Origin of the sequence: Aliidiomarina halalkaliphila (genome assembly GCF_007096385.1) — a bacterium.
Taxonomy (GTDB): domain Bacteria; phylum Pseudomonadota; class Gammaproteobacteria; order Enterobacterales; family Alteromonadaceae; genus Aliidiomarina; species Aliidiomarina halalkaliphila.
Genome location: NZ_VJWL01000002.1, coordinates 283,098 through 296,897, shown reverse-complemented (window position 1 = coordinate 296,897; position 13,800 = coordinate 283,098). Strand labels below are relative to the sequence as shown.

Below are 13,800 nucleotides of genomic sequence, written 5' to 3'. Positions count from 1 at the left end.
GGCTCAAACGCGCCGAGCAAGCCAGCTCAGAAGCAGCAAGCTCAACCTGGTCAGCACGATCAGAAAAAGCCTCAGCAAGCGCCTAGCAAAAAAGCGTAGTTTCTTTACGCCATACAGGGCTCAGCAGAATTTGCTGAGCTTTTTTATTGAACCTGCTTCTTTGCGAAGCGCGGTTTCGGCCGACGGCTGCGATGCCCTTCTGGGGCTAATCCGCTGGAATGTTTAATGGAGTTCATCAGCGTATCGAGCTCATCTTGAGTGAGATCGCGCCATTTGCCTACGGGTAATTTATCCAATCGGATATTCATAATGCGCGTACGCTCCAACTTGCGCACTTGATAATCGAAGTGTTCGCACATCCGGCGGATTTGTCGGTTCATGCCTTCCACCAAGATGATTTTAAACACAAATGTAGACAACTTCGTCACCTTGCAGCGTTTGGTGCGAGTTCCTAGGATCGGCACCCCGTTCGACATACCACGAATAAAATCTGCGTTAATGGGCTTATCGACGGTGACTACATATTCTTTTTCATGTTGATTACCGGCCCGTAATATCTTGTTCACCAAGTCGCCGTTGCTGGTCAACATAATCAGACCTTGGGAGTCTTTATCTAGCCGCCCGATGGGGAAGATACGTTCTTTATGGCCCACGAAGTTAGTAATGTTATTGCGCTCTGCCGAGTCTGTGGTAGACACCACTCCCACGGGCTTATTTAACACGATGAAAACAAAGCTCTCTTTATCTTGAGCAGCAATGATGCGCCCATTCAAACGTACTTCATCACCGTCTTTCACTTTGTCGCCCATCACCGCAGGACGACCATTTAAGGTCACCTGGCCCTGCTCGATAAATTTATCGGCTTCTCGGCGCGAACAAATCCCACTTTCGCTGATGAATTTATTCAGTCGTACCGTGTCCCGTGCTTGCATAGTTCCTCGGTGCAGATGAAATAACACAGTTATTATCTATTTCTGAAGCGGCGAAAGCCAATGAAAATATCAGCGATGTTTTCCGTAGAATATCGAATATGCTGAATCATATGCCTACAGGTTTCGCCTTCGAGACGCTCAAACACCTGTGTTGTGATGGATATATCGTTCTGCACACCGCAACAAAATGGCATAAAGTAATGTCTATAGGCGAAATAATTGATAAATCATTCATAAACATCCCGAAACAAGGACAACAACACATGCATCACGCCACTGGGTTCACAAGGAATTGTTGGTTATTTTCCGCATTCATCGCATTGGCGATGTTTATCGCTGTACCTGCCCACGCCCAGGATATTCGCTCGGGGATCAACGAAGCCTTTCATGAGGTGTACGATGCCATTGAAGCGGCCGATGTGAAAACGGCTGAGCGAGCCTTAAAGGATATGCGGCGTACGCATCGCGATACGGCAGATTTTCATTTTCTTGAAGGGCAAATCAGCATGCTGAAATTAAACGATGCGTCGATGGTACGCATGCCATTTATTGCTCGCGGGATGCGCCGAAGTTGGGAGCGGGCGGTAGAGATTGACCCTGAGCACCAAGTATCCCTATTTAGCCTTGCTATGTATTACGCCGCCGCACCCGGCATAGTGGGTGGCGATAAGGAAAAAGCCACGGCGATTCATAAGCAACTCGCAGAGCTCAACAGTAGCTGGCAATACCCATTACATGTCACCTTACTTATGGGTAAAGAGGCAGAACACGACGAAGTGGAAGCTGCTTTTGAACGCTGGTTCGAAGCCTACCCAGAGCTCATTGGTGCACGGATGAACTATGTTCTTATCCGCAACAATGAAGACGATCGCAGCCGCGTGTACGAGCAATTAAAAATTGTCGATACGCTAATTGAAGCGAACCCGGACCAGGTGACTGCCGACCAGCGCTCCCAAGTGGATTATCAGTGGGGAAAAATGGCCGCAGAATCGGGTATAGCCCTTGAGGAAGGAAAGAAGCGATTGCTCGCGTTGATTGAAGAAGATCGCATCCCCATGAATATACGCGAAGGCTTTGTGCACGCGCGCTTGGGCGCAATCTATCAGCAACTGGACGATCAAGAAAACGCCCAGAGCCACTTTGCGAAAGCCAAACGACTCTCATCTGACGACAGCGATCTAAAGGAATTACTGGAACGTTTAAATGTATAAGTAACTCACCCGTTTCACTCATTGGCGCACATAGCGATGCATCCTACAACACGATAAAAACTCTCGGGCGCTGAATGTACTTTCTGCAGCCCGAGAACTTCAAATCATAATCCTTGAAATCGGAACGGTTCTGCTTCAGCAAAATAACCGCTGGATTCCCCCGCATAAATCTCACCGCCTGCCAGTTCTAACTTTTTCACCGGGGCTCCTTCACTAAAATCGACATTATTGAAGTCGACCCATACCGTATTTGGAGTGAGTACGTTCTCGAAGTAATACACCAAATTGCGTTGGTCAGATACCACCCTCCAGCGGGTATTCGATAGGTGCGGCTGTTCTGGCGTACCTATGCCATAGGGCACGGAAACATTACGAACCACACTAAAAACACTCGCCGCCGCGATTCTCGGGTCACTCGTTTGTGGGATCATATTTAAGTAGTACGACGCTCGCACGAAACGATCGGCGGCCTTACCAGTACCAGGCAAAAACGCCTGCCCTGGCACGGTATCCCAATAACTCTTAATCGCGAGTTGCTCACCAAATGGAGGATCGTTGGTCATCACTTGATAGTCACGGCTATGATGAATCTTTAGCTTACCGCCAATATATTCAAAAATAGCACTGTCACCAGTGGCATCCGATAACGACAAGTGTACCGTAGTGAATTTATCAGTGCCGGGAATGAAATCTGACACAATGGCAAAGGACTCTTCCGCAAAAAAATCCACAGCCTCCGCGACCGTGGCAAAGTTATCAAGCGCATACTGCGCCCAAGCTGATATGGTCAAGCCAGGTTGATCGCCGTCTTTCTCAAAGTCTGGATACTCAGAGGCGACCAACCACAGTAGATTAGCCACCAGACCCTTTTCATTCATGCCATCAGGAGTAGCTATATCCCACGAACTTGCAGCAACACTGCCATATTTCGAGCGCCATGTAATCGAGTTAGGACCCACTTCACCTTGTCGCTCCATACCCCGAGGGAAGATCCATAAATTGGCCGGAATATCGATCGAGAAGTCCATACTTCGACCCGTAAGCACAGTGTTATCTGGGCCTAAATACACCAAGCGGGTGCAGGCTTCGGCGGGTGTGGGCGTTGCGATATAGACGACAAGACTCGCGGTAAAAACGGTTGTGACTAACTTTTTTATCATGATATTGGCCTCACTGTCGGAGTCGATACGTACAGGTCTCGAAAAATCATCCAAGTACTCGCTGCGCCGTATTAGCAGCCTTGTTCGTTAGAATACGGAGCTTTGGCCATTTTGGGTTCGCATTGCGCAGTGAGTAGCAACCAGTCGCCATTACCGGAGCGATCCTTAGATATCTCGATATATAGCGTAATGGCTGAAAAAAACCACCATCCCTGTGAGAAGTATTAGGATTAAAGTGATATTCAAAAATTGCTAACTGCATATTATATAATTGACAGATTAACAATAGATGCATATTGTTTAATTTACATTAATTAAATATATGAATATTAGGTGATGTGCAATGAGCGTAAAAATTGCTGCGAATAGACAATATGTGCAGATCGTAAATCGTTCTGCAGATCAGCTAAACACATTGAAAAAACCACCTGAAGGGTGGCTTTCGGTTATGCGTAAAGCACTCGGCATGTCGGGAGCTCAGGTAGCGAAACGCGTTGGCGTCAGCCGTAACGCGATCTATCAAGCCGAACGCAATGAACGCGATGGAGCAATTACGATTAATCAGATGCAAAAGCTTGCCGAGGCCATGGGCGGACGGTTTGTCTATGCCATTATCCCAGAACACGGTCATGTGGAGGATGTAGTTCGATCACAAGCCCATCGGGCAGCAGAATTGTTGGTCCAACGTGCAAATGCTCATATGGCGCTAGAGCAGCAATCACTTTCCCAATCTCAAACAAAACGCCGGATTGATGCACTTACAGAGGATCTCATCCGTGAGATGCCCGCTGACTTTTGGGAGCCTAAGTGATATTTAAAGAGCCCGATGGAGCAACGCCGCTCGATCCTAATGAAACACAAGGACTGAAATTTCAGCATATAACAACGCGTGCTGAATTAAACGAACTAGAGCAGGCGAATATTGAACAAGGCCTGCGCTGGGTGTCGCGACGACGTGGCGGCTCTGTTTTTGATGATCATTTCATCCGAACCCTGCATAAACGGCTCTTTGGTGATGTTTGGACGTGGGCAGGCGCGTATCGAAGAACAGAGAAAACCATCGGTATAGATCCACAACAAATATCAGTCCAGCTCAGGATATTACTTGATAACATTCAATATTGGATTGCCCATAGTGTTTACCCACCCCTCGATATTGCTGCCCGCTTTCATCACCGCTTAGTTCAGATTCATCTTTTCCCCAATGGCAATGGCCGCCATGCGCGCATCGCAACCGATATATTACTCGAGGATGTGTATAAGCTACCACCTATTCCATGGGCCAGTGGCTATGATCTTGAATACGACAATCAACGACGCAAGGAATATATAACCGCCCTTCGCGCCGCTGATTGCAATGATTTCACGCTGCTACTCAAATTTGTTGAACGAGCTAAATGAGTTCTCATCAGTCCGACAGCGCGGATGGGTTATTAGCTACGCTCAATAGCATCAAGCTTACTTTGCCCCCATCCGAGCAGCTCGCCATTGGCGAATACTAAGGGTGTGCATTCGTCTTTTGTGGTCATGCCATCGGCGGTGACGCGCTGTGTACGGTAATACAGCACACGATATTCCACACCATCACGAGAAAGACGCTCATCAAAGTCAGGGGTGCCCATTTTCATCAGTACCGCACTCGGTGATGTCCCAATATTTAATTGCGAAATAGCGGCACGATTTTTCTCTTCGCGCACTTCGAAAGACGCAGATTCCCGTTTCACTCGCTTGTCACCATCGACGACCACAACACAACCAGACAAAAGGCTTACCGACAGAAGCCCGGCGCTTAATAACATGATTTTTTTCATTCACTACTCCAATAATTCATTGCGTTAGGTAACGCGAACATAGCTAAGGGAACACATAATGCATTCTTCAATCAGTAAGAAGCAATTAGCGTGCCATTTATTTTAAATAATAAATTCAATGAGTTATAGGGGAAGGGTTAAATATGGATTACCCATGAAACGAAAGCTTCGCCAATTTCGCTAAATAGATCGGCGAGAAATGCTAACTGAATGGCGAAATGTGTCGTTGCTTTAGGCGTCGGCTTTTTTGAGTCCCCATACGAGTAACCGACGGTCGAGCCATGTTTTGAAATCTGGCGTTTTTTCCAGCTGCATGCGCTCTAGGAGCGAGGCGTACTTATGACCTGCCGATCCAAAGAGAAAGGCCTGGATCAAGGTTTTTGCTTTCCCCAATGGTGTCGCGGTGTCGGCCTTCAGCTGTTTTAACCCTTTACCAATACGCAGCTCTTCATCGCTGAACTCGCAACCAAAAGGAAACGGCGGGAACAGGTCTTGTTGCTGAAACTCACGCAGTGTTTGGGCTACGGCAGCCGGCGTATTGTGTTGCCAGTCCGCCGGCATTTCAAAGTTCGCATCTACCTTCCCCGCTTTCTTTGCCTGCTTTAATAGATCGGCTTGGAAGCGAGAATCAGCAATGCGAATCAGAGCTAAATACACATTCTCATCTGATTTTCCGCGCAAGTCCGCGATGCCATACTCCGTAATGACAATGTCACGCAAATGACGAGGAATAGTGCAGTGCCCATACGAAAATACAATATTTGAATTTGTTTTACCGTTTGCGGTGCGAGTACTACGAAGGGTTAAAATAGAGCGGGCTCCTTTTAACTCATGGGCCATAGCCACAAAATTATATTGCCCACCGACACCACTGAGCACACGTCCATCTTCGAGCCCATCCGACACTGCCGCCCCATCCAGGGTGCATTGCATTGCCGAGTTAATAAAGCGACTCGATACGCGCTGGGCCGCCTTCAACCGTTGATCACCAAAGCGATGATCATTGAGGTCATTGATAAAGTTAACGCTGGTCATATTAATTAACTTGCGTTGCTCCGGTGTGAGCTGTGCCAGCTTCTGGTAAAAATTACGCGGCCCTAAGTAAAAGCCACCATGCATCACCACTCCTTGCGCTAAGCGAGAGTCATTAATGGATTCTGGGAGCGGGATACCATCGTTTATCTGCTGCTGTAACTCCGCATCGGGATACACCTTGCGACTTAAAACTCCGGCTTCAAACAAATAGATAAAGCCATCTACCATCATTTCGCTACACCCATATAATCCCTTCGTAAAGGGTGCGATGCCTCCATACTTCTTCGCAACTGGGAAGCGCTCAGCCACCTGAAGGTGGTGATATAGCGACTGCCAAGCAGAGTTGTTCTGATGACGTAAACAGGTGCTATAAATCAATGCAGAGCCCAATGAGCCAATACCGACCTGCAGAGTGCCACCATCTTTGAGTAGGGTACTGGCGTAAAAACCAATCAGATGATCTGTCGCATTAATCGGTGCTTGTGGTACCGAAAATAACGGATAGTCGGTACTTTCTGTGTCAAAAATCACATCAAATGTAGACGTGGGCAGCGCAGCGTCATTGCCAAAGAAGGGCAGATTACGATTGCACTCAGCGACCAGAGCCACGGGCTTGGTATCTGTTTCAGCGGCCCGTAATTCGGTAAATAAATCCAAGGACAAGTCAGGATTACAACTTAAACTGACCTGATCAGGGTGTGCTGGATCAGTATCCGGCGCCACGATTTGTGCGACTACATTGATATCAAGGGCAAGTAAATCGCGCAGTGCGTGGGTATAATTAGTGCAAATATAGCGCTGCTGTTGCTCTTTGTGATTGAGATAGTTCCCCGCCTGAAAAAAGAACTCCGACACCTTCACATTGTCGGGCAACTGGTGATTAAGAACATCACGAGCGTATTCAAGCTCAGGAATATCACCATAGATCCGCTCAATGAACGGGCCCATAAAGCGCGCTTCAAGGCCTGGTTTAGGCTTTGGCGCGACCAACGACAACGCAGTAACAATATGCAGGTCGATTTCCGGATCGTCTTTCGCTCGTTGGTATAACGCGTTGATAAAATGAATCGGCTTTCCCAAGCCAAGCGGGAGACCCAAGGTAATTTTCTTGCCCACTTTTTGAATCACCTGATCGACACACACATGACTTTCTGACGTTCTTTTCGGCGGTTCCTGCGACATGATGCGACTCCAAGGCTTTATCGATTTCCGGTTACTGAGCGTCGGCATAGCGCGACTATTCAAAACTAATCTGGTGCGTTAACACATGCCTATCCACACAGATTATAGTCAATGCATCTCACTTCGATGAGAACTGCCTGGGGATTTTTCTTTATCCGACATAAAGTTGCTATGCGGGCATAAAAAAACGGAGGCTGCTGCCTCCGTTTTTCAAATAGTTTTGGAACCGAGCTTAGAACGCAAACTGTGCCCGCAGCGCAAATGCTGTTGGCTTCTCATCACCGTTGATACCATCTTTGATATCCGCGAAGATAACGTTCGCCATAAAACGTACATTGCTGCTTGCATAGTAGTTTAAGCCAAGCGTGATATTACTTTGCTCACCACCCACGATCAGGCCATCTGACAAATTCGTTTGGCTATAACGTGCTGCCACTTCCCAAGCGCCTTTGCCATTTGGAGAAATACCACGGAAGTTACCACCGCGGTAACCACGTTTTTCACCGGTCAACACATAGCTCGTTTGAATGTGGAATCCGTCAAATGTAACGTCTGGATTGCCATCACGGTTTACGTTGTTCGCAAGGTATTCTGCTTCAATTGAGAACGGGCCTGATTGGTAGGCCGCTTCTAAACCGAATTTCAACGTGGAATCCACATCAGCAATGGTGCCAGTATCGATTAAACGAATATCAGCCGGACGCACTTCTGGGCGATCACGGTAACGCAGTGCGTTAAAATCACCTCGGTCTTCGGCAGCAACTGATACACCTAAGTGCAGCAACTGATTTTCGCCAACCGACGGAGTAAACACTAAACGTCCCGCGATACCCATAGGTGCATCACTACCTGAGTTCGCACCTGAAGGACGCTCGCCCCCAATACCACGGGTATAAAGCATGGATTGGAACAACAGGTTATCTATTGATTGTGCGTAATGAATACCGATACGGCGGCTATCTGCAGTAATATTACTGTTCGAGGCCCGCTCCATAAAGGTAATAGCATTTGAGCTTGTTAATTCATTCAAGCCCATAGGTACTTTTACCTGACCGATGGTCAAGGTACCTTCGCCCAGCGGTCGGCGTAGGTACACATCGTTAGCGCTGGTGCCATTTTCAGCAAAATCATATTCAATTTGGAATGACCAAGTGTCGTCTAACTTGCCAGACATACCTAGGCGAGTACGACGCAAAGCCGTTGCGTTGCCCAACTCAGTCACATCTGAATCATACGTTGCCGTATCTAAGTGCATACGACCTCTAACTTCGACGCTTTTTGCTTCTGCAACTCCAGAAGCACATGCCAGTGCGATCAATGCTGCAACCGCTGAGATTTTTAGTGTAGTAGTCATAACAGTTCCATAACAGGTTGAGTGAGAGTTACGGAAAGCTATTAGACGTGCATTGCATGACAATTCTGCGAATTAATTATGACGTTATCGTGACAATTGCAATCGACAGTGAGCCATTTCAAACCGCCTTTTGGTCTACACTAACAAACATGAACTCTATTTCTACGTTACTTTTAGTTGTTCTCTTGGTATTCCCTGCCCCTGCGTTTTCCGATAATCGCGAACGTACTGTCTGTGGGTTTATTAAAGAACGCCTTTATTTCAGTATTTGGAGTTCTCAGGCTCCGAGTCGCAATCCTGCTCAAGTCACTGCAAACGTGCTCGTCGACGAAGCAGAGTTTGTTACTGGTGATGGGAAAACCCTCCGCGGCTATCGATACCATGCTCACAATGACAGTTACGAGCGAGTTGAGCCCCAAGGGTATGTGCTCATGGCCATGGGCAATGCCATGGTGAGCGATCAGATGATCGCCACCCTTGCGCCCTACGCTGCGGCAGGTTTCAATGCTTATGTGTTTGATTACCGAGGTTATGCAGACTCCGAAGGACGTCGACGCATTCAAGCCATCGTGAAAGATTATCAAGAGCTGATCGCGCATCTGGCAGACGACTATTCAGAAGGATTGCTGTATGGCACTTCGTTAGGTGGTCTGGTTATTCTCAATGCACTCAGCGAGCATCAGGATTTTACCCGTGCAGTGATCGATGCGAGCCCTTCTCGGCTCTCTGATCACGGCTGTCCAGAACGATTCGACCCCACAAACCATCTCACTGCAAACAACGCAAACAAGTTTTTGGTGATTACCGGTGGTCGCGACCGCGTGCTCAACGACGGCATGACTGGCCCACTGAGACAGAAAGCTGAGGAAGTTGGTGCTCACACCTATCATGGAGAGCAGTTTGATCATCCATTTATGGATTCAACGCGATATCACAACCAACGGCAAGCGCTCATTATTGAGTTTTTGTTACAAGGAAGGGTGAAAACGCCATAAATCCTCACCAATATGTCCCCGCGCATTGAATGATCGGCCTAAATCGCGTAGATTGCGCACCTTCATTCGCCTGTCTAATTTTTGAGTACCTATTTAGTGATTTCAGCTGCAAACATCACCATGCAATTTGGTGCAAAACCTCTCTTCGAAAATATCTCTGTCAAGTTCGGCCAAGGTAATCGTTATGGCCTGATTGGCGCGAATGGGTGCGGCAAATCCACCTTTATGCGTATTTTAAGTGGTGATCAAGAACCCTCTGCCGGCAATGTGTCGGTGGCACCGGGTTTGCGTGTAGGTAAACTGCGCCAAGATCAGTTTGCCTATGAAGCCTTCACCGTTGTGGATACGGTGATTATGGGTCATGAAACGCTATGGGCTATTAAGGAAGAACGCGACCGGATTTACAGCGGCGAGATGACCGAAGAAGACGGCATGCGCGTAGGCGATCTGGAAGTTGAATTTGGTGAGTTAGACGGGTATACCGCCGAGCCGCGCGCGCAAGAACTGCTTACCGCTTTGGGCATTCCCATCGAGCAACATTTTCAGCCCATGTCGGCGCTGGCCCCTGGATTAAAAATCCGCGTGCTCTTGGCGCAGGTGTTATTTTCGGATCCGGATATTATGTTATTGGACGAACCGACCAATAACTTGGATATCAACACCATTCGCTGGCTTGAGAATATTCTTGCAGAGCGCCAAAGTACCATGATCATTATTTCTCACGATCGCCACTTTTTAAATAGCGTGTGCACGCACATGGCCGACATCGATTACGGCGAACTGCGTTTGTATCCTGGAAACTATGACGACTATATGTTTGCGTCAACTCAGGCCCGCGAGCAGTTGCTACAAGACAACGCCAAAAAGAAAGATAAAATCGCCGAGCTGCAAAGCTTTGTGAGCCGGTTTTCTGCCAACGCATCAAAAGCAAAACAAGCCACGTCGCGCGCTCGTCAGATTGAAAAGATTAAGCTCGATGAAGTAAAAGCCTCGAGCCGTATGAGCCCCTATATTCGCTTTGAGCAACACAAGAAGCTCTATCGTCAGGCATTGGAAATCGACAAGCTGAGTAAATCCTTTGGTGAGCTGACAATTCTTGATCAAGTCTCCACCCATATCGAAGTGGGCGAAAAAGTCGCGATCATCGGTGCCAACGGTATTGGAAAAACCACCCTACTTAAATGCCTTATGGGTCAATACAAAGTCGATCACGGTCGCTTCAAGTGGTCTGAAAATGCCAACATCGGTTACTGCCCTCAAGATCACGGCAATATGTTTGAGCAAAACATCACGGTGTTTGAGTGGATGAGCCAATGGATGCAACCTCACCACGACGAGCAAAATGTGCGTGGTGTGTTAGGCCGTATGCTATTTTCCCAAGACGACATCAAAAAGCCGGTGAAGATACTTTCAGGTGGCGAAAAAGGGCGCATGATCTTCGGCAAGCTCATTCTACAAACACCGAATATTCTCGTGATGGATGAACCTACCAACCACTTGGATATGGAGTCCATCGAGTCTCTGAACTTAGCCTTAGAAGACTACAAAGGCACCTTGCTATTTGTCAGTCACGACCGTGAATTTGTATCGTCATTGGCCAACCGAATCATCGAAATCACCGAAGATGGCATCCGAGATTTCGCCGGAAGCTATGATGATTATTTACGCCAGCTAGACAAGGCGTAACGCTATAGGCCTTATCAAGTAAGGGCCATGGCGATGGTGTTAACTTAACTTTCCAGTAAGTCCAAACCGCTGACTTGTTTATCTCTGCCTGTTTACTAGTATGTATAGGCTTCAAAAAAATGAGGAGATAAGTCAGCGCTATGGCGTTAGAGCCTACTGAAGACAGCGACAAGATAAAATTAGGTGTTCCGCAATCCACAGATGCTTCTGCGGTGAACCTGCTCATCCAAAATAGCCCACCTCTCGATACCAACTCACTCTATTGCAACCTATTACAAACGAGTCATTTCGCTAATACAGCGATTGTAGCGAAACTGAACGATCAGGTTGTTGGCTTTGTTTCGGGGTATATCAAACCCGAGCAACCAGACACATATTTTTTGTGGCAAGTGGTGGTTGGTGAGCAAGCACGAGGTCGCGGCTTGGCCAAACACATGATTACCGCCCTGTTTGAACGGGACAACTTTCGTGATGTGCACTGGCTGGAAACGACAATCACCCCAGATAACACGGCATCACAACGGCTTTTCAAATCCTTAGCAAGCGACTGGCAAGCATCTATAGATGTGCAGGTGTTTTTTGACAAACACGCACACTTTGCTGGCCAACATGAAAGCGAAGAACTTTATCGCATTGGTCCGTTGCAGCGATAACGCGCGCCAGCCTATTTCTTATGATTATTTTTAAAATTGATACGGAGTAAAGAATGAATATTTTTGAGGAAGTTGAATCTCAAGTGCGTTCCTATTCTCGTTCATTTCCTACTGTTTTCACGACAGCGAAGAATGCTCGTTTACAAAGCCGTGATGGTCAATCATACATCGACTTTTTAGCCGGTGCAGGCACCTTAAATTACGGTCACAACAACGACCACTTCAAGCAGCCCTTGTTGGACTACATTGAGTCGGATGGCATTACCCACGGCTTAGATATGTATACCGGTGCGAAAGAAGATTTCCTAAATGCTTTTAACGATATTGTCATGGGTCCGCGCGATATGGACTACAAAGTCCAGTTTACCGGTCCAACAGGCACCAATGCGGTGGAAGTGGCCCTAAAAATTGCCCGCAAAGCAAAGGGACGTACCGGTATTGTATCGTTCACCAATGGCTATCACGGCTGTACCTTGGGATCGCAAGCGGTAACCGGTAACAAAGGCCAGCGTTCTGGTGCTGTGGTGTCCCTGCCCGATGTGACGCGTATCCCCTATGATGAATATGGCGACGAGAATGATGACTTTATGGGTCTCAAACTCCTCGACCAGATGTTGAGTGACCCAGGTAGCGGCGTGGAAGTACCTGCCGGTGTAATCGTGGAAACGGTACAAGGCGAAGGCGGCTTGAACGCAGCCCGTATGATCTGGTTACAGCAGTTAGAGAGTCTCTGTCGTAAGCACGACATGCTGCTGATTATCGACGACATTCAAGCCGGCTGTGGCCGCACAGGTACCTTCTTTAGTTTCGAACCTGCGGGCATCAAGCCTGACATTGTGACCTTGTCGAAGTCCTTAAGCGGCTACGGCTTACCGTTTGCGATTACCTTGCTGCGTCCCGAGCTGGATAACTGGGAACCCGCCGAACACAACGGTACGTTCCGCGGCAATAATTTAGCATTCATTACGGCTCGCGTTGCCTTAGAAAAATACTGGCAAGATGATGCCTTCAGTAATGAGATTAATGAGAAAGCCAAGGTGCTCGAAACCCGCTTCCAGCGCATTATTGATCGCATGGATGTGCCTCTTACCCTGAAGGGTCGCGGCATGATGCGCGGCATTAGTACACCCGATGGCGATATCGCCACGGCGATTTGTAAGCATGCCTTCGCAAATGGGCTTATTGTTGAAACCAGTGGTTCTTGGGGCGAGGTCGTGAAATGCCTGTGTCCTCTCACAATTCCCATGGATGATTTGAAGCAAGGGCTGGATATTCTCGAAGACGCATTTGAACAGGTTTTGAATAAGAAGCAGGCTCAAGCGAAAGCAAGCTAATTAAATTAAAAACAGGAGATAGTACATGATTGTTCGCACACTAGAAGAGTGCCGAAATTCGAAACGTAAAGTAGATGGTGAAACCTGGAATAGCGTTCGTATGTCGTTAAAAGACGACAACATGGGCTATTCGTTTCATATCACGACCATCTATGCCAATACGGAAACTCCGATTCACTATAAGAATCACTTAGAAACCGTGTATTGCATCTCAGGTGAAGGATCTATTCTCGATAAAGCCACTGGCATCGAGCATCCGATCAAGCCAGGCACTGTGTATATGTTGAACAATAACGATGATCATATTTTAAAAGCGAAGTCGGAATTGCAAATGGCTTGTGTGTTCAATCCGCCGCTAAACGGAAAGGAAATTCACGGCGAAGATGGTGCCTATCCATTGGAGGCTGAAGCAGTCACGGACTAACGCACAGCTTGCAACACCATTCA

Annotated in this window: 13 protein-coding genes; 8 read left to right on the top strand and 5 right to left on the bottom strand. The window is 47.6% G+C overall.

What is annotated here, in order from left to right:
• Positions 1-143 precede the first annotated feature (143 nt).
• Positions 144-932 (bottom strand): 23S rRNA pseudouridine(2604) synthase RluF, encoded by a 789-nt coding sequence (gene rluF / locus FM042_RS07935; protein WP_143235888.1) that lies wholly within the window; start codon positions 930-932, stop codon positions 144-146.
• A 263-nt stretch (positions 933-1,195) separates the two neighbouring features.
• Between rluF and FM042_RS07930 the strand changes: the two genes are divergently transcribed.
• Positions 1,196-2,143 carry a tetratricopeptide repeat protein gene (locus FM042_RS07930; RefSeq protein ID WP_143235887.1) on the top strand — a complete coding sequence of 316 codons (948 nt, stop codon included), beginning with the start codon at positions 1,196-1,198 and terminating at the stop codon, positions 2,141-2,143.
• A gap of 104 nt (positions 2,144-2,247) precedes the next feature.
• On the opposite strand, the gene FM042_RS07925 is transcribed toward FM042_RS07930, so the two are convergent.
• Positions 2,248-3,303: a linear amide C-N hydrolase gene (locus FM042_RS07925; protein WP_143235886.1), complete on the bottom strand. Its 1,056-nt coding sequence runs from the start codon at positions 3,301-3,303 to the stop codon at positions 2,248-2,250.
• Positions 3,304-3,646: 343 nt separating this feature from the next.
• Between FM042_RS07925 and FM042_RS07920 the strand changes: the two genes are divergently transcribed.
• Together FM042_RS07920 and FM042_RS07915 are read left to right on the top strand one after the other, a co-directional pair.
• Entirely contained in the window at positions 3,647-4,114 is a 468-nt protein-coding gene (locus FM042_RS07920; protein WP_143235885.1) for a mobile mystery protein A, read from the top strand.
• Positions 4,111-4,704 (top strand): mobile mystery protein B, encoded by a 594-nt coding sequence (locus tag FM042_RS07915; RefSeq protein ID WP_185960745.1) that lies wholly within the window; start codon positions 4,111-4,113, stop codon positions 4,702-4,704. The genes FM042_RS07920 and FM042_RS07915 overlap by 4 nt, the downstream gene beginning before the upstream one ends.
• 32 nt (positions 4,705-4,736) lie before the next feature.
• Here the strand turns inward: FM042_RS07915 and FM042_RS07910 are convergent, their stop codons facing one another.
• The 3 genes from FM042_RS07910 to FM042_RS07900 all read right to left on the bottom strand — a co-directional run bounded on the left by FM042_RS07910 (position 4,737) and on the right by FM042_RS07900 (position 8,685).
• A complete protein-coding gene (locus tag FM042_RS07910; RefSeq protein WP_143235884.1) occupies positions 4,737-5,114 on the bottom strand; it encodes a DUF3192 domain-containing protein in 378 nt (125 codons plus the stop codon).
• A 231-nt stretch (positions 5,115-5,345) separates the two neighbouring features.
• A complete protein-coding gene (locus FM042_RS07905) occupies positions 5,346-7,331 on the bottom strand; it encodes an acetyl-CoA hydrolase/transferase C-terminal domain-containing protein (RefSeq protein ID WP_143235883.1) in 1,986 nt (661 codons plus the stop codon).
• A gap of 232 nt (positions 7,332-7,563) precedes the next feature.
• Entirely contained in the window at positions 7,564-8,685 is a 1,122-nt protein-coding gene (locus FM042_RS07900; protein ID WP_143235882.1) for an OprO/OprP family phosphate-selective porin, read from the bottom strand.
• Positions 8,686-8,741: 56 nt separating this feature from the next.
• On the opposite strand from FM042_RS07900, the gene FM042_RS07895 reads away from it, so the two are divergent.
• The 5 genes from FM042_RS07895 to FM042_RS07875 all read left to right on the top strand — a co-directional run bounded on the left by FM042_RS07895 (position 8,742) and on the right by FM042_RS07875 (position 13,777).
• Complete coding sequence (locus FM042_RS07895) at positions 8,742-9,680, top strand: alpha/beta hydrolase (protein ID WP_143235881.1); 939 nt, start codon at positions 8,742-8,744, stop codon at positions 9,678-9,680.
• 96 nt (positions 9,681-9,776) lie between these two features.
• Complete coding sequence (locus FM042_RS07890; RefSeq protein ID WP_143235880.1) at positions 9,777-11,366, top strand: ABC-F family ATPase; 1,590 nt, start codon at positions 9,777-9,779, stop codon at positions 11,364-11,366.
• 140 nt (positions 11,367-11,506) lie between these two features.
• Positions 11,507-12,019 carry a diaminobutyrate acetyltransferase gene (ectA, locus tag FM042_RS07885; protein WP_143235879.1) on the top strand — a complete coding sequence of 171 codons (513 nt, stop codon included), beginning with the start codon at positions 11,507-11,509 and terminating at the stop codon, positions 12,017-12,019.
• A gap of 53 nt (positions 12,020-12,072) precedes the next feature.
• Complete coding sequence (gene ectB / locus FM042_RS07880) at positions 12,073-13,353, top strand: diaminobutyrate--2-oxoglutarate transaminase (RefSeq protein ID WP_143235878.1); 1,281 nt, start codon at positions 12,073-12,075, stop codon at positions 13,351-13,353.
• 25 nt (positions 13,354-13,378) lie between these two features.
• Positions 13,379-13,777: an ectoine synthase gene (locus tag FM042_RS07875; RefSeq protein WP_143235877.1), complete on the top strand. Its 399-nt coding sequence runs from the start codon at positions 13,379-13,381 to the stop codon at positions 13,775-13,777.
• Positions 13,778-13,800: the final 23 nt, after the last annotated feature.

Coding starts and splice junctions, on each gene's coding strand:
- rluF (WP_143235888.1), bottom strand. CDS start 932: ATGCAAGCACGGGACACGGTACGACTGAATAAATTCATCAGCGAAAGT.
- FM042_RS07930 (WP_143235887.1), top strand. CDS start 1,196: ATGCATCACGCCACTGGGTTCACAAGGAATTGTTGGTTATTTTCCGCA.
- FM042_RS07925 (WP_143235886.1), bottom strand. CDS start 3,303: ATGATAAAAAAGTTAGTCACAACCGTTTTTACCGCGAGTCTTGTCGTC.
- FM042_RS07920 (WP_143235885.1), top strand. CDS start 3,647: ATGAGCGTAAAAATTGCTGCGAATAGACAATATGTGCAGATCGTAAAT.
- FM042_RS07910 (WP_143235884.1), bottom strand. CDS start 5,114: ATGAAAAAAATCATGTTATTAAGCGCCGGGCTTCTGTCGGTAAGCCTT.
- FM042_RS07905 (WP_143235883.1), bottom strand. CDS start 7,331: ATGTCGCAGGAACCGCCGAAAAGAACGTCAGAAAGTCATGTGTGTGTC.
- FM042_RS07900 (WP_143235882.1), bottom strand. CDS start 8,685: ATGACTACTACACTAAAAATCTCAGCGGTTGCAGCATTGATCGCACTG.
- FM042_RS07895 (WP_143235881.1), top strand. CDS start 8,742: ATGACAATTCTGCGAATTAATTATGACGTTATCGTGACAATTGCAATC.
- ectA (WP_143235879.1), top strand. CDS start 11,507: ATGGCGTTAGAGCCTACTGAAGACAGCGACAAGATAAAATTAGGTGTT.
- ectB (WP_143235878.1), top strand. CDS start 12,073: ATGAATATTTTTGAGGAAGTTGAATCTCAAGTGCGTTCCTATTCTCGT.
- FM042_RS07875 (WP_143235877.1), top strand. CDS start 13,379: ATGATTGTTCGCACACTAGAAGAGTGCCGAAATTCGAAACGTAAAGTA.